We start from the raw sequence: 16,310 nt of genomic DNA on the forward strand, positions 1-16,310 counted from the left end.
GCGGCTGAGATTGGCGTTATGATTCAGAGGTGGGGGCGCTAAAATCACGTGTTGGGCAATCCATATTTCCAGTGCTCACGATTTTCAGCACTGACTGAATATTGTTGGGAATGTTGCTACAGGCGCTCTTCCTGCTCAATCCCCCCGACATTTATTGAACGGGGGAATGCAGAACAGTTCAATCTCTTGATATAGATTGGTTCTTTACGGAGCGAATCGGCCGGGAAACTGCTGGGATAATAGTCCCATGGAACGTGTCTTCAGCAGTCTGAAAACAGAATGGGGACCGGTGAATGGATACGCAGGCAAGGACCAAGCCCGACAGCAAATTAATGGTTATATATTGAACTTCTACAACAGCGTCAGACCTCACCATTATAACGGTGGGTTGACACAGGAAGAGTCTGAGAACAGGTACCATTTTTACTGTAAAACCGTGGCCAATATTACTTGACCACTACATATCGAAACCATGGCTTAGCGCGTAATTACCATCTGGTCGTTGATCAAAGAAAAATAAGGAGTAAAGCTCATAAGAAGTTCGCCGTCTTTATCTTTCAGACTCAAGGGGGAAATTCCGCGATCTTCATACTGCACAAGTCGACCATGGTTAAGAATTTTTAACTCATATTCATCCCAATTGATAGGAATAGCACCGTGGCTTTTCTCCATGTTTTTCTTGACTGCCAGAGATTGATACCATGTGCCGGGAGGCAAATCGTTTGCCAGATCCTGTTCCTGAGAAGCAATTTCGTATTTTTCCTTGATTTTTTGGCTCTCTTTATTATTCAGGAGATGCCACATTTCCGTATACGCCGCGCGCAGTTTCTTAATGTTTTCCTCTGTGGCTTGAAATGGCGTGGCCTTTGTCCAGGCCCATTCCGGCAATCCCTTGACTGTAAACTCGCGGCTGACCTGATACAGAATAGTATTGTTTAACGGTCCTTCAGAAACGGCGGAAATGTCTGTGTTTCCCTGATACGCCACGGATAACTTGCCTGTGGGTTGCAGTTTGTCATCAACTGATGCAATTAACTCAGCGAGTTTAGTTTTATTGCGACGGTCATTGTTTTTGACCAGGGATACCGAACCCTGGCACCGAGCGTCGGCAGGAAAAGTTTCATCCCCTGTTAACGCAGTCAAGCTGGCGAAATAAAGTTTTAAAGTATTTTTTCCATTTTCAAGAAAAGGGGCGACATTGATGCTCGCCATAATCGGTTCTTTTTGATAATAGTTAGATAAGGCTTCAATATCATTGGCGTGAGCAATACATAATGCATTATTTGTATCAATGCGCAACGAGTATTCATTTATCGAATGATTGTTTTCTTTTTCCGTAGCCTGGGATGAAAATGCGGTGAGCAATAGTACGCCGAATAAGGCATAACGTTTCATTAAGCAGTCCTTTTGTGCTAGAGAATAACAACGGTATTAATCGATACGGCTATTTTAATGAGCGACACTCCAGAAAGAGTAAAACATGGAGTATTAAAAAGATCGAGTCCTCTTTGAAACGACGACGTGCAGGTATCTTTTGCATGGAAAAAATCATCTGAAATCAATTTCCCGCTCACAGCGGCTGGGGGAGTGCGACCAGGAGACAGAACGCGCATTGAAGTACCTCTACCCCAGTAGGTATGATGGAAGAATCAATGTTAACGTCCCTGATAACATTCCTCAGCGTGACGAGAGTAATGAGTTGAACGATACATCGATGGGTTATTAATTTCACTTAAAAATCAAAGCGATGAACGATAAAAAATGGATTAAAGCAGAAGACGTGGCGAAACTTGCCGGCGTTTCCCGTTCAGCCGTCTCCCGCGCTTTCACGCCTGGGGCCTCGGTGTCGCCGAAAACCCGCGCCAAAGTGCAGGCCGCCGCGGAAACCCTGGGCTACCAGGTCAATATCATCGCCCGTACGATGAACACCGGCAGCAGCAACTTTATCGGCATCATCACTTCGGGGTTCGATAACCCTTTTCGCAGTAAACTGCTGGCGCCGCTGATCCACCAGTTGGCGCTGCATGGATTTATGCCATTGTTGATGAACGCCGATGATCCGCAGCAGTTAGCTCCTTCGCTAAAACATCTTCTCAGCTATCACGTCGCTGGCGTCATTATCACCTCCGGCGCGCCGCCGCTGGAGCTGGCTGAGGAGTATCTTGCGCGAAAAATTCCCGTTACGCTTATCAACCGTCATGCTGAACTTCCCGGTTGCGACCGCGTCAGCAGCGATAACGCGCTCGGCGGGAAACTGGCCGCTGAGCTGTTGCACGCAGGCCAGTGCCGGGACGTCGGTTTTATTGGCGAAAATCGTGACAATTTCAGCACCCGGCAGCGCTACGAGGGGTTTATTCACCATGCCAGCGGGCTGGCTGTCACGGCGCATTTCTGCGAAACGGGCGGTTATCAGTCCGGTTTTGCGGCCGCTCGCCGGCTCGCCGCGGAAAGGCCAGGATTGCAGGCGCTGTTTTGCGCCACCGATATGCTGGCGATTGGGGCGATGGATGGGCTACGAGCGGATAATCCAGCAGCCGTCCTTCCGGCAATTATTGGCTTCGACGATATTCCCCAGGCGGAATGGCAACCCTATCAACTTACCACTATCCAGCAGGACACCACGCTGTTGGCTTATCACGCTGTGGAGATGCTGGTTAGCCGGATCGCCAAATTCAATCAACCTTCACGTCACCGCGAAGTCGCTGTGAAATTAATAATTCGTAATAGCGCTAAATGAAAAATTCATTTTATGATGAATCGATCACAGAATTATCGCTAAAATCCATCCACACTCACTGCGCTCTTCGGGGCTTTTTTAAATAAAATTGCACACGTGTGCAAAAGGAGTAAATGATGACATCACTGGATTCCTCTGCGCTACAGACCCGCTATCGCCTGGCCTGCGAGCTGGCGAAAGCGGGTGCCGAGCTGGCTTTCGAATACTATCAGCAGCGCGAGGCGCTGGCGGTAGAGCATAAGGGCAATGACCTACAGGACGTGGTGAGCGTGGCCGATAAACGCGTAGAGGCCTTTGTTAAGCAGCGCATTACTGACGCGTTTGCGGAGGATGGTTTTCTCGGCGAAGAGAGCGGTACGCAGATGCCGGACGCCAGGGTGCTATGGGTGGTTGATCCCATTGATGGCACCAGCTGTTTTTTGAATGGGCTGCATACCTGGTGCTTGTCGCTGGCGATCGTCGTTGACGGCGAGCCGGTGGTTGGCGTCGTCTACGATCCCAATCATCGTGAACTGTTCCACGCGCTACGGGGCCATGGCGCCTGGCTCAATGAGACGCCAATTCGCCCACATCCCGCAGCAACTGTCAAAGAAGGGGTGATGGGCGTCGGAACGTCGCATCGGGTGACGCCGGCGCAATTCCTGCCTTTTCTTGACGCGCTGCTCAGCGATGGCGGCATGTTCATCCGCAATGGCTCCGGCGCGTTGATGAGCGCATGGGCGGCCGCCGGGCGCCTGATTGGCTACTATGAACCGCACATGAACCCGTGGGATGCCTTACCCGGTCTGGTGTTGATGCGCGAAGCGGGGGGCGTCGCCAACGACTTTCTGGCGCAGGAGGGGATTCGCCATGGTAATCCCCTCCTGCTGGCCAGCCAAACGCTGTATCCCCAACTCAAAAATATGATTCTTCAACCATTACATTAACCCTTACAGGTTCGGGCTGTTTCTGATTATGTACCCTACACAGTAACGATAACGACCCTCACGGACGAAGCACATCAATCAGTCAAGCCTCCGACCGTCGGAGAAACTATTATGTCTGGAATTATTCATTTTTTCCGGGCGTCGCCGCCGCAAGCGGGCGCCGCGTTTGATGAAAAACGTTTTCGCCGGGTACGTTGGCAAACGTTTATTGCTATGACCCTGGCCTACGTGACGTTCTACGTCTGCCGCTTATCGTTCACCGTGGCGAAAAGCGCGTTGGTGGAATTAGGCATTACCCCAACGGAGTTGGGAATGATTGGCTCGACGCTATTCTTTAGCTACGCCATCGGCAAACTGGTTAACGGTTTTATCGCCGATCATGCCAACGTGGTGCGTTACATGAGCCTTGGGCTATTGCTCAGCGCCGGGATGAACCTGCTGATGGGCATGACCACCAATGCCATGCTGCTGGCTATCTTTTGGGGGATTAACGGCTGGGCGCAGTCGATGGGCGTCGGTCCTTGTGCGGTTTCGCTGGCGCGCTGGTACGGCTTTAAAGAGCGGGGAACGTTTTACGCCATCTGGTCGACGGCGCATAACATCGGCGAGGCCATGACCTACATGGTGATCGCCGCGGTGATCGCGGGTTTTGGCTGGCAAATGGGCTACCTCTCCACGGCTGCGCTCGGCGCCGCTGGCGTGGTGCTGTTGCTGCTGTTTATGCGCGATTCGCCACAGAGCAGCGGCTTTCCCTCCATTAACGTGATTCGTGATGAACCGCAGGAAGAGACTGAAGCGCGGGGATCGGTGTTCAAAAACCAACTGCTGGCGTTGCGTAACCCGGCGCTGTGGACGCTGGCGCTGGCATCGGCATTTATGTATATCGACCGTTATGCGGTGAACTCGTGGGGGATCTTCTTTCTGGAGCAGGATAAAGCCTATTCCACCCTTGAGGCTTCAGGCATCATCGGCGTTAACGCGATTGCCGGTATCGCCGGGACCATCATCGCCGGCATGCTCTCTGACCGCTTTTTCCCGCGCAATCGCAGCGTCATGGCCGGATTTATCAGCTTGCTGAACACCGCGGGTTTCGCCTTAATGCTCTGGTCGCCGCATAATTACTACACCGACATCCTGGCGATGATCGTCTTCGGCGCGACCATCGGCGCGTTAACCTGTTTCCTCGGAGGGTTGATCGCCGTCGATATCTCTTCACGCAAAGCGGCGGGGGCAGCGCTGGGAACCATTGGTATTGCCAGCTATGCCGGGGCGGGGTTGGGCGAATTTCTGACCGGGATCATTATCGATAAAACCGCGATCCTCGAAAACGGGAAAACGCTTTATGATTTCAGCACGCTGGCGTTGTTCTGGATAGGCACCGGATTGGGTTCCGCGTTACTCTGTTTTACCACCGCCGCCATCGTCGCCCGACGCCATGCCGTCGAACGGCAGACTTCATTCTCCTCATAACTGATTAATCGATAAGGAAGATTTTATGATGCCTGCAAGACATCAGGGCCTTTTACGCCTGTTTATCGCCTGTGCGCTGCCGCTGCTGGCGATGCAATCCGCCGTCGCGGCGAACTGGCAACTGGAAAAAGTGGTGGAGTTAAGCCGCCACGGCATTCGTCCGCCAACGCCCGGCAATCGTGAAGCTATTGAAGCCGCGACCCAGCGTCCATGGACCGAATGGACCACCCACGATGGGGAGCTGACCGGACATGGCTATGCGGCGGTCGCCAATAAAGGGCGCGCGGAAGGGCAGCATTATCGCCAGCTTGGCCTGCTGCAGGGGCAATGTCCCAGCGCGGAAGATATTTATGTTCGCGCCAGCCCGCTACAGCGTACCCGGGCAACCGCACAGGCGTTGGTAGATGGGGCATTCCCCGGCTGCGGCGTGGCGATTCATTATGTCAGCGGCGATGCCGATCCACTGTTCCAGACCGATAAATTTACGGCTACGCAAACCGATCCCGCCCGCCAGCTGGCGGAAGTGAAGGCGAAAGCCGGCGATCTGGCGAAGCGTCGGCAGGCGCTGGCGCCGACGATCCAGTTATTAAAAGCCGCGGTTTGCCAACAGGATAAACCGTGCCCCATTTTTGATAAGCCCTGGCAGGTGGAGCAAAACCAAAGCGGTAAAACCACCATTAGCGGGCTGAGCGTGATGGCCAATATGGTTGAAACGCTGCGTCTGGGCTGGAGTGAAAACCTGCCCTTAAGCCAATTGGCGTGGGGGAAGATTACCCACGCCAGCCAGATCACAGCCATTCTGCCGCTGTTAACGGCAAACTACGATCTCAGTAATGACGTGCTGTACACCGCGCAAAAGCGCGGCTCGGTGCTGCTCAACGCGATGCTGGACGGAGTGAAAGCGGACGCCACGCCGCACGTACGCTGGCTGCTGCTGGTGGCTCATGACACCAATATCGCGATGGTGCGCACGCTGATGAATTTTAGTTGGCAACTGCCCGGTTACAGCCGGGGCAATATTCCGCCGGGCAGCAGTCTGGTGATAGAGCGCTGGCGCAACAGCAAAAATGGCGAACGTTATCTGCGCGTCTATTTCCAGGCGCAAAGCCTGGACGACCTGCGACGCCTGCAGATGCCGGATCAACAGCACCCGATGTTGCAACAGGAGTGGCGTCAGCCTGATTGCCAGCAGACCAGCGTGGGCACGTTATGCCCGTATCAGTCCGCGCTGGAGGCCTTAAGTAAACAGATCGATAAAAGCACGATACCGCCGGTGAATATGGTTCTTTAATCAGCGCAAACGCCATAATCCTTAGCGGAAATAGGACGGATTATGGCGTATTGCTTAAAAGTGTTAGTGATTCGAGTAATTACAATAAACTCGAATGATATTTTAATACTATTGATTGTAAATAGTTAATAAAACAGTCACATTCTACTTGCTACGTCGTGTTTTCCGCCAATAAGTATTAGTCAGGCACCTACTCACCTCACCTGATAAAATTTAAATTCAGGTGATTCTGAATATTTTAAGTCTTTATGTAACGTGTTTATTAAGTTGTTTTTGGATTTTTTAGGAAAATATTTAGAGGGAAGGGATTGTTCATCACCTACGTGTTGGTTACCATTTTAAAACTCAATCCTTTGATGATAAGGAGAAAATAACGCTACTATAAACACTCACAACACAGATGTTAGTTGATTCAGTAAATGAACAATGTAGTGGTTTGATTTATATTACTAATATAAGCATTGATGCTAAGGGTTTTATTTATTCTTTGTTATAGTATCTATTAAATCATATCATTAATTTATAACGGCTTCGCTTGATATCTTCTTCATTGAGAACATGAAGTGCGTATCTCTTTAGCGAATTGAAATAAGGAACCCCCTACATGGCATCAATACCTGTGGCTGGGCCAGGAATTGGAGTTGTGAGAAATAATATGAAGGATGCACGGAATTATGGGCAGTCAAGAGGACTGGCACTTCCTAAAACTTATTACTGGTTCTATCAAAAAGTTAGAAATAAAGGGCCTTGGGATTATAAACAGTTTGACCCATATTGGGCAGAATTTGGCAATTTTAACTTTGGTGCAGCAGGGTATGCAGCTGGTATCCTTTCCGGAATCCTCTTGGTTGGTGCAGGATGGGCACAAAAGCGCGCAGGAACTTCCAGACCTGAATGGGGAATATGGTATAAAGATGCACCTTATGGTGATGATCCTACTGATCAATACTGGATAAGAGAGGGCATTAAATATGCGATTGAGAACGGCTATTAAATGGTTACATGGTCTGCTCACGACCATACTCCTGATGATGGTTATCGGTTTCATGACATCAACTCCCGGAAGTGAACAGCGTTCTGAGGATAAAGTCATTACATCACAACAATTGGATAGCCATACCTGGCTTTATGTCACTGGTTTTAGCGGTGGTGGGGCAACAGTAGCCGATTCTTATCGTTACTACCTTACCGGTAAGATTGAAGGTGATGCTGCGGCCGAGCTGGCGAAACAGATTCCGTTCCTTATTGCTGCTGGTAGTGGCGCAAACGTCAGCGTAGAGGGAGAGGTAATAAATATCAGCTATAGTGGACGCGTTTTTTCATTCAGTAATTCGATTGTTTATGAATATAAGGGAGAAACATTCAGGCCGCAGGTGAGTTTTCAGGCCCGAAATTAGGGAGACAATGATCTCATTAAAAGGAGCCCTCCTGGCCCGTTATTTATCCACATCATTCCCTTTTCTTCAGCTATTCACCTTCATCGCCATAATAGAGCTTGCCGATCTTAATTAGCGGTCGGCCCTGGGATTTACGGTGCAGATTGCTATCGCGCAGCGAGTAGACGCAGCCGCAGTACTCCTGCTGGTAAAAGCGCTCGCGCTTGCTGATATCGATCATCCGCGAGGATCCGCCCTGTTTACGCCAGTTATAATCCCAGTAGACCATGCCTGGATAATGCCCGGCGGCGCGCTCGCCGCAGTCGTTGATTTGCTGCATGTTCTTCCAGCGTGAAATTCCCAGCGAACTGCTGATAACGCTAAAGCCGTGCTCGTAGGCATAGAGCGCGGTGCGTTCGAAGCGCATATCAAAGCACATCGTGCAGCGCACGCCGCGCTCGGGTTCCCATTCCATCCCCCTTGCCCGCGCGAACCAGTTATCGGTGTCATAATCGGCATCGATAAACGGCACACCGTGTTTGTGCGCAAAACGAATATTCTCTTCCTTGCGGATTTCATACTCTTTCTGCGGGTGAATGTTGGGGTTATAGAAGAAAATGGTGTAGTCGATACCGGAGGCCTGAATCGCCTCCATCACTTCCCCGGAGCAGGGAGCGCAGCAGGAGTGGAGCAGCAGTTTATCGGCTCCGTTGGGCAACGTCAGCTGTGGGCGCTGGAACTCGGACATCAAGTCATTCCTGAAGTAAATACATCCAGCGCCAACTGTAGCATGTTGAAGGGCTGCTAACCTTCCCCAGAAATGTCAGGCCGCGCATCCTCACGCGGCGCTGAATTCATCTCAAATTAACCTCTCACGCCGAGATAGCCGTGGATCGCCATATAGATCCCCACCGCGCCGATTAGCACGCTGGAAAAGTAGGGGGCCCGACGGGCGAGAGTATTAAAACCACTCCAGCGTTTGGCCACCTGGCGAACGCTTACCGCCGCGCCAACGCCGACGGTGACCAGCGTCAGCGCCAGGCCGATGCTGAAAGAGAGGACCAGCGTCGCACCTAAGGTCAGGGCTTTGAGCTGGATGCAGATAAGCAGTACGGTGATCGCCGCCGGGCAGGGGATCAATCCACCGGTCAGGCCGAACAGTAAGATCTGCCAGTTGGTGACCTCCCGGCCGTCGAAACGACGTTGAATATCGTTTGCATGGGCCCGCTCGTGGGCGTCCTGATAGGCCTGACTTCCTTCCTCAAGACCATCCAGTTCATGATGATGATGTTCATGAAACGCCAGATCATAATCGTGGGTATGGCGCTGGTGGCCGAGCGTCAGGCGTACGTTAAAATCATGCGGTTCCGGGATGGTCTGCGCGGATTCTAAATAATCGCCTTTATCAACAAAAGAGAACATCTGCGCGAAGCTGCTCCCGCTGCGCCGTGTCGCCAGTGAGACATCGCCAGCGGCCCATTGGTTGCCACTTAGCGTGCGAATGCGCCAGCGCGGCGGTTCTCCTTCTTCGAAGATGGAAAGGGCGATTTGACCGTGGCCGGTGTCGACGATTTGCGTTTCATCATCATGATGATGCGCATCCCGATCCTGCATGGCCTGCAGCCAGTTACGTTCACCGCGCCAGGTGCGCCAGAACATCCATATTGCGGTACCGAGAATGATGAACGCGGAAACCAGCTGTAGCCAGGGTTCAGCCGCTTCGGCGGTAAATTTCTGGCTAAAATACATGCCGCCAAAGGCGATCAGCCAGACGATGGCGGTATGCGAAAGGGTCGCGGCGAGGCCCAGCATCACCGCCTGACGTACCGTGCCTTTAATGGCGATGATGAACGCCGCCATCATGGTCTTTGAATGGCCCGGTTCCAGGCCATGTAGCGCGCCTAACAGAATGGCGCTGGGAATGAAAAACCAGGCATTGCCCTGCTGAAGTAAAGGTAAGAATTCGTTCATAAGAAGAGAGTTGGTTGTCGTTGGTGAACGGGATTCTACTCCCCCCCAGTATAAGATACTACCCCCCAGTAGATTACAAACCTATAATTGAGGCATTGAGTTCGCCAGTGAGGTTAACGTGTCGCATACGATTCGGGATAAAAAGAAGCTGCAGGCCAGAGCCAGCAAGATTGAGGGGCAGGTGAGCGCGCTGAAAAAGATGCTGGATGAGCCGCACGAATGCGCCGCCGTGCTGCAGCAAATTGCCGCTATTCGCGGAGCGGTAAACGGACTAATGCGTGAAGTGATCAAGGGCCATCTGACGGAACATATCGTTCATGAAGGCGATGAAGTGAAACGTGAAGAGGATTTGGACGTGGTGCTGAAGGTGCTGGATTCCTATATCAAATAGCGGCCACGGATAGCGCCGGCGGCGACAGACGCGCCGCCGGCTTCAGCATTAGCTGTGTTTGTTTTTCATCTCAAAACGCGGTGATACCAGGCCGTACAGCGTCCAGCCCATAAAGGTCACGATCGCGCCGTAGAGCATCGCCTCTTCGCCGGAGGAGTACAGCGCATAGAAGCTGTACACCGCGCCGATAAAGGCAATCACGTTGGTGGATCGCGCTTTGCCCGGTTCCACATTGGCCATTTTCTGGATAATCGCCAGCGCCGCCATCGACAGAATGTACGGGATGATGTTAGTCACCACCGCCAGGTTAACCAGCACGTTGAACTGGTTGCTCAACGACGGGCTAATGGTCATGAGCGACAAGCCGGTTTGCAGGATAACGATGGTCAGCATCCCCTGAATCGGCGCGCCGGAAGCCGAGACGCGGGAGAAGATTTTCGGGAAGTAACCTTCGTCAGACGATGATTTAAAGACCTGCGCGATGGTGAACTGCCAGCCGAGCAGCGAACCGCAGCAGGACATCACCATCAGCCCCATAATCACTTTACCTACGCCAGGCGTGAACATCTGGGCAAACGCCAGGCCAAACGGCGCCGTGGAGTTAGCCAGGTCCATGTTCGGCACGATCCCGGCGATGACGTTGGTCGAAACGATATAGATAACCGCCGCGCCGAGGGTACCGCCGAGTACGGCGATCGGCACGTTACGTTCCGGGTTTTCGACCACATCGGTGTTGGCGCAAGCGGATTCCAGACCGAGGAAGGCCCACAGCGTCATGGCGATTGACGAACCAACGGCGCCGAAGAACGGTACGTGGTGCGGGTTCCAGGACTCGACGTACATCGTCGGGCTAAACCAGAACCAGCCGATGACGCACAGGCCGACAACCGGAATGATTACCCCCCATACGGTGATGCTACTGATCTGGCCGGTAATGCGCGCGCCGCCGAAGTTGGCTACGGTACAGATCCACAGCACCCCGATAGTCGCCAGGCCAATCTGCACCGGCGACAGGGTGGCGCCGAACAGCTCGGTGCCATAACCCACCGCGGAGATAGCGATAGCGACGTTGGCGATCAGCAGCGAGACGCCGTAGGTATAGTTGGCCATAAAGTTGCCAGACTTGCCGAACGCGTACTCGGCGTAACCGCCCATCCCGCCTGATTTACGGCTAAACATCCCGCATTTGGCGAAGGCCCACGCCAGCGCCATCGATCCTACCGCCGTCACCAGCCAGGAGATGATGGAGATAGTCCCCACCTCCGCCAGCTTGGTGGGCAGCATGATGATGCCGGAGCCCATCATGTTGACCATGGTTAAGATGGTGAGCTGTACCACTCCCATCTTGTTACTGGATTTGCTCATACAGTTTCCCCTTTCAGCAGCGCGCTTTGTTTCTCGCTTTCCGCGATGACATAGCACCAGACCTGTTTACGGCCATCGTGCTCCTGGATATAAACCCCCTGCAGTTCCGGCGCGAAGCCCGGCAGCAGGTTGATCCCTTCTTCCAGTGCGGTGAAGTACTGCAGCACCGCGCCGCCCCAGACTTCGCCCGGAACTACACACAGCACTCCCGGCGGGTAAGGCAGGGCGCCTTCAGCGGCCACGCGGCCTTCGGCTTGCGGCAGCGGCACCAGATCGACCTGGCCGCGCAGATAGGCGTAGTTAGCCTCTTGCGGGTTCATCACCACCCGTGGGAAGTGATCTTTACGGAACATCTCTTTTTGCAGCTGTTTGACGTTGTGACGGGCATACAGATCATGCATTTCCTGACACAGCTGGCGCAGGGTATAACCGGCATAACGCTCTTTGTGCTGGCTGTAGATAGATGGCAGAACCTCCTGCAGCGGCGCATCGGCGTCGAGCAGCTTATCGAAGCGCGCCAGCAGGGCGACCAGCTGCTGCAGTTTGGCCATATCTTCCGCCGGGGTCAGCAGGAACAGAATGGAGTTAAGGTCGCATTTTTCCGGTACCACGCCGTTTTCACGCAGGAAGTTGGCGAGAATGGTGGCCGGTACGCCGAAGGCGTCATATTCGCCGCTGGCGGTATTGATCCCCGGGGTGGTCAGCAGAAGTTTGCACGGATCGACAAAGTACTGATGCTCGGCATAACCGTCAAAGGCGTGCCAGCGTTCGCCTGGGCCAAACTCGAAGAAGCGCAGGTCAACGGCGATTTGCGCGGTTTCATATGACTGCCACGGTTTACCATCGACCATTTTTGGCACAAATGGACGGATGTGCTTACAGCTTTCAAGGATCAGCTTACGCGCCTTGATGCCGTTCATAACGCAGTCCATCCACATGTTGCGGCCGCTCTCGCCTTCATGCATTTTGGCGTTGATATCCAGCGCGGCAAACAGCGGATAGAACGGGCTGGTGGAGGCGTGCATCATAAAGGCGTTATTCAGACGTTTATGCGGAACATAGCGCTGCTGGCCTTTGATATGGCTGTCTTTTTTATGGATTTGCGAGGTCTGGGAGAAACCGGCCTGCTGTTTGTGCACCGACTGGGTTACCAGAATGCCCGGATCGTTTTCGTTCAGCTCCAGCAGCAGCGGCGAACAATCAGCCATCATCGGAATGAACTGTTCATAGCCGACCCACGCGGAGTCAAACAGGATGTAATCGCACAGATGACCAATTTTATCGACCACCTGACGAGCGTTATAAATGGTGCCGTCGTAGGTACCTAACTGGATCACCGCCAGGCGGAACGGGCGGGCATCCTGTTTCCGATTCGGCGCCACTTCTCCGACCAGCTCGCGCAGATAGCGCTCCTCGAAACAGTGGGCGTCGATACCGCCGATAAAACCATACGGGTTACGTGCGGTTTCCAGATAGACCGGTGTCGCCCCGGCCTGCAGCAGCGCGCCGTGGTGATTGGATTTATGGTTGTTACGGTCGAACAGTACCAGGTCGCCCGGGGTCAGCAGCGCGTTGAGCACCACTTTGTTAGAAGAGGAGGTACCGTTGAGCACGAAGTAGGTTTTATCGGCGTTAAAGACTTTTGCCGCATGCTGTTGGGCAATGCATGGCGCCCCTTCGTGGATCAGCAGGTCACCCATGGCGACGTCGGCGTTGCACAGGTCGGAGCGGAACAGCGTCTCGCCGAAATACTCGACGAACTGATTACCGGCCGGATGACGGCGGAAGAATTCACCCCCCTGATGCCCCGGGCAGTCAAAGGCGCTGTTGCCCTGTTTGACGTAATCGACCAGCGCGCTAAAGAATGGCGGACGCAGCTCGGTTTCATATTTATGCGCAGCGGCTTCCAGCTGGCGGCCGTAAAAGTCGTTGCGGGTTTCGTCGTGTTCAAATACCCCCTGCACCGAAGCCATATACTCGGCCGGGACAACCTCTTCTTTATTAATAGCGATAAATACCGGGATGTTATAGCCGGTGGCCTTTAACTCATCGAGTTTACCGCATTCGATATCTTCCAGGGTTAATACTACCGCGGCCACATCAATAAAGTTGGTTTCGCTAGTATTGACAATATTACGCTGGGTAGAAAAACAGTTTGGACATGTACGGCTAACGGCAATTTTTAAATCAGTCATTGTTATCTCTTTATTTTCAGATAATAGCAGGCCCTCAATTTCTCGAATGAGAAATTGATTACGCCGGACAAAAGGTAATAGTCTGCCGCTGATATAATAAATATCAGTAGAGTACCTTTTGAGATGCAATAAACCCTACCAGTCCGGTGGCTGGTAAATAGCAGGATTTATTAGGGCGAGCGCGGTTAGCTACAGGCGAATGCCTGTATTAACAACAAAAGATGCAGGAAGACCTGTATGCTGAAGCGCCCGTAGTCGGAAGACTACCGGGCATTAAAGAAATGAAAATCGAAGCTGTTACGGTGAGCAAACATCATAATATGCGTTGTCCGCCTTATGTGTGGCATCATCCTGTTATTGTTTTCCATGATATACACCTTTCAAATGATTGACTGAAGGTATGGCATATTCTATATCCGGCTTAGACTTAATCTGTGACGCCGATCACTAATAGCCTCTCATTATGATATCAATAGCTGGTATTTTGATCTTATCCAACATTATTCACTGGTTTGTTGTTTATATGTAAATATATTGTGTTGCAATGTGGTTAAAATCAATAATGGCCGGTTAATCATTGCGTTATTTCAGCCATATGACGGAAATATGTCGTATACTCGGGACTTTCTGACTTCTATCCTCTTAACATTATGTTTATTAAGGATTAAGAGGTTCCTGTAGTACGAAAGAACGCTGTCAATCATTATCCCTTTATTGCCAACATAAAATCTGGGAAAAGAGAGCCTGGTCGAGTTTTCATCTAAAAGATATCGCTCAGGGGCTAGACAAAACCACCGTCTGGTTATCAAATGGTTAAATAAAATTAACGCCTGTGTGAATGATAGGCAGGTAGAAAAAATGGTCAATACGCTTTTCGGCATGACAAAGCGCTAAGATCGCCTTATTGGGAGAAGTTATGCATTCCTCTGTTAACAAAAATGAAAGCCGGACCTTCTTTGGTCACCCTTACCCTCTGGGATCGCTGTTCTTCACCGAAATGTGGGAGCGATTCTCGTTTTATGGCATTCGCCCGTTATTAATCCTGTTCATGGCGGCCACCGTCTATGACGGCGGTATGGGCTTAGCCCGTGAGAACGCGTCGGCCATCGTCGGCATCTTCGCGGGCGCCATGTACCTGGCGGCGCTGCCGGGCGGCTGGTTGGCGGACAACTGGCTTGGCCAGCAGAAAGCGGTATGGTATGGCTCGATTCTGATCGCGCTGGGCCATCTGTCGATTGCGCTGTCAGCGTTTATGGGCAACAACCTGTTCTTTATCGGGCTGATGTTTATCGTGCTCGGTTCCGGCCTGTTTAAAACCTGCATCTCGGTGATGGTCGGTACGCTGTATAAGAAAGGCGATAGCCGTCGCGATGGCGGTTTCTCGCTGTTCTATATGGGTATCAATATGGGGTCGTTTATCGCGCCGCTGATTTCCGGCTGGCTGATTAAATCCCACGGCTGGCACTGGGGCTTCGGCATCGGTGGTATCGGTATGCTGGTGGCGCTGGTGATTTTCCGCCTTTTCGCGGTCCCGGCAATGAAACGCTACGACAGCGAAGTGGGTCTCGACTCTACCTGGAATAGTCCCGTCGCGAAGAAAAACGGCGTTGGCGCCTGGCTGCTGGCGCTGGCGGTCGGCGTGGCGGTGGTGATTACGCTGATTACTCAGGGGGTGATAGTCATTAACCCGGTGGCGGTCGCCAGCATGCTGGTGTATGTGATTGCCGCGTCGGTGGTGCTCTATTTCATCTACCTGTTCGTTTTTGCGGGACTTAACCGTAAAGAGCGCGCGCGTCTGCTGGTCTGCTTTATTCTGCTGGTTTCCGCCGCCTTCTTCTGGTCAGCCTTCGAACAGAAACCGACTTCGTTTAACCTGTTTGCGAACGACTACACCAACCGCATGATTGGCGATTTCGAAATCCCGGCGGTGTGGTTCCAGTCGATTAACGCCCTGTTTATCATCCTGCTGGCGCCGGTATTTAGCTGGGCATGGCCGGCAATGGCGCGCAAAAACGTGCGCCCGAGCAGCATCACCAAGTTTGTTATCGGGATTCTGTGCGCGGCGGCGGGCTTCGGCCTGATGATGCTGGCGGCGCAGAACGTGCTGAGCAACGGCGGCGCCGGCGTATCGCCGCTGTGGCTGGTGGGCAGCATTCTGATGCTGACGCTGGGCGAACTGTGTCTGAGCCCGATAGGCCTGGCAACTATGACCCTACTGGCGCCGGAAAGAATGCGCGGCCAGATGATGGGGCTGTGGTTCTGCGCCAGCGCGCTGGGTAACCTGGCGGCGGGGCTGATTGGCGGCCACGTGAAGGCCGACCAGCTGGATATGCTGCCGGATCTATTCGCCCGCTGCTCGACGGCGCTGCTGATCTGCGCTGCGGTGTTGTGTGTGCTGATTGTGCCGGTGCGCCGTATGCTGGAGAACAGTAAATCCGTCGAGCAAAAACCGGCGACCAATGCCTGATTGCGCAAGCGGTCAGTGAAAAGCCGGCGCTGAGCGCCGGCTTTTTTATAGTAAGCAGAGTATGGAAACGGTAGCCCGGATAAGGCGTAAGCCGCTATCCGGGGATTTCCCTGCTCGCGCT

At 52.7% G+C, this 16,310-nt stretch carries 14 protein-coding genes and 1 pseudogene; 9 read left to right on the forward strand and 6 right to left on the reverse strand.

Annotated features, from left to right (window positions below):
* Nucleotides 1-214 precede the first annotated feature (214 nt).
* A pseudogene (locus ABLV08_RS17420) lies at nt 215-454 on the forward strand (integrase core domain-containing protein); the annotation flags it as partial.
* Nucleotides 455-477: 23 nt separating this feature from the next.
* Here the strand turns inward: ABLV08_RS17420 and ABLV08_RS17425 are convergent.
* Entirely contained in the window at nt 478-1,395 is a 918-nt protein-coding gene (locus tag ABLV08_RS17425; RefSeq protein WP_348856080.1) for a hypothetical protein, read from the reverse strand.
* A 385-nt stretch (nt 1,396-1,780) separates the two neighbouring features.
* Here ABLV08_RS17425 and ABLV08_RS17430 point away from each other — a divergent pair, with 385 nt between their 5' ends.
* The 6 genes from ABLV08_RS17430 (at nt 1,781) to ABLV08_RS17455 (ending at nt 7,821) form a co-directional block, all read left to right on the forward strand.
* Nucleotides 1,781-2,737 (forward strand): LacI family DNA-binding transcriptional regulator, encoded by a 957-nt coding sequence (locus ABLV08_RS17430; RefSeq protein ID WP_161798778.1) that lies wholly within the window; start codon nt 1,781-1,783, stop codon nt 2,735-2,737.
* Between the two features lie 116 nt (nt 2,738-2,853).
* Nucleotides 2,854-3,663, forward strand: a complete 810-nt coding sequence (locus ABLV08_RS17435; RefSeq protein ID WP_045363561.1) for an inositol monophosphatase — start codon at nt 2,854-2,856, stop codon at nt 3,661-3,663.
* A 111-nt stretch (nt 3,664-3,774) separates the two neighbouring features.
* Nucleotides 3,775-5,133 (forward strand): MFS transporter, encoded by a 1,359-nt coding sequence (locus ABLV08_RS17440; protein WP_015703372.1) that lies wholly within the window; start codon nt 3,775-3,777, stop codon nt 5,131-5,133.
* 25 nt (nt 5,134-5,158) lie between these two features.
* Nucleotides 5,159-6,424 carry a histidine-type phosphatase gene (locus ABLV08_RS17445; protein ID WP_348856081.1) on the forward strand — a complete coding sequence of 422 codons (1,266 nt, stop codon included), beginning with the start codon at nt 5,159-5,161 and terminating at the stop codon, nt 6,422-6,424.
* Nucleotides 6,425-7,028: 604 nt separating this feature from the next.
* Nucleotides 7,029-7,418 (forward strand): polymorphic toxin type 44 domain-containing protein, encoded by a 390-nt coding sequence (locus ABLV08_RS17450; RefSeq protein WP_072001140.1) that lies wholly within the window; start codon nt 7,029-7,031, stop codon nt 7,416-7,418.
* Nucleotides 7,396-7,821: a hypothetical protein gene (locus ABLV08_RS17455; protein WP_045363552.1), complete on the forward strand. Its 426-nt coding sequence runs from the start codon at nt 7,396-7,398 to the stop codon at nt 7,819-7,821. Before ABLV08_RS17450 ends, ABLV08_RS17455 begins: the two co-directional genes overlap by 23 nt.
* Before the next feature lie 70 nt (nt 7,822-7,891).
* On the opposite strand, the gene ABLV08_RS17460 is transcribed toward ABLV08_RS17455, so the two are convergent.
* Together ABLV08_RS17460 and ABLV08_RS17465 are read right to left on the reverse strand one after the other, a co-directional pair.
* Entirely contained in the window at nt 7,892-8,548 is a 657-nt protein-coding gene (locus tag ABLV08_RS17460) for an epoxyqueuosine reductase QueH (protein ID WP_020078001.1), read from the reverse strand.
* Between the two features lie 116 nt (nt 8,549-8,664).
* Nucleotides 8,665-9,771, reverse strand: coding sequence for a nickel/cobalt efflux protein RcnA (locus ABLV08_RS17465; protein ID WP_015703366.1), 1,107 nt, complete (start codon nt 9,769-9,771; stop codon nt 8,665-8,667).
* 118 nt (nt 9,772-9,889) lie between these two features.
* Between ABLV08_RS17465 and rcnR the strand changes: the two genes are divergently transcribed.
* Nucleotides 9,890-10,162, forward strand: coding sequence for a Ni(II)/Co(II)-binding transcriptional repressor RcnR (gene rcnR / locus ABLV08_RS17470; protein ID WP_015369853.1), 273 nt, complete (start codon nt 9,890-9,892; stop codon nt 10,160-10,162).
* 48 nt (nt 10,163-10,210) lie between these two features.
* On the opposite strand, the gene potE is transcribed toward rcnR, so the two are convergent.
* The 3 genes from potE to speFL all read right to left on the reverse strand — a co-directional run bounded on the left by potE (nt 10,211) and on the right by speFL (nt 14,090).
* Nucleotides 10,211-11,527 carry a putrescine-ornithine antiporter gene (potE, locus tag ABLV08_RS17475; protein ID WP_015369854.1) on the reverse strand — a complete coding sequence of 439 codons (1,317 nt, stop codon included), beginning with the start codon at nt 11,525-11,527 and terminating at the stop codon, nt 10,211-10,213.
* A complete protein-coding gene (speF, locus tag ABLV08_RS17480; protein ID WP_015369855.1) occupies nt 11,524-13,722 on the reverse strand; it encodes an ornithine decarboxylase SpeF in 2,199 nt (732 codons plus the stop codon). Before speF ends, potE begins: the two co-directional genes overlap by 4 nt.
* Nucleotides 13,723-13,985: 263 nt before the next feature.
* The gene (gene speFL, locus ABLV08_RS17485; RefSeq protein WP_006819052.1) at nt 13,986-14,090 is read right to left on the reverse strand and encodes a leader peptide SpeFL; all 105 of its coding nucleotides are present in this window, start codon (nt 14,088-14,090) and stop codon (nt 13,986-13,988) included.
* A gap of 548 nt (nt 14,091-14,638) precedes the next feature.
* Here speFL and ABLV08_RS17490 point away from each other — a divergent pair.
* Entirely contained in the window at nt 14,639-16,189 is a 1,551-nt protein-coding gene (locus ABLV08_RS17490; RefSeq protein ID WP_047077628.1) for a peptide MFS transporter, read from the forward strand.
* The last annotated feature ends 121 nt before the right edge of the window (nt 16,190-16,310 follow it).

This window comes from Klebsiella sp. CN_Kp088 (assembly GCF_040064335.1).
Taxonomy (GTDB): domain Bacteria; phylum Pseudomonadota; class Gammaproteobacteria; order Enterobacterales; family Enterobacteriaceae; genus Klebsiella; species Klebsiella aerogenes.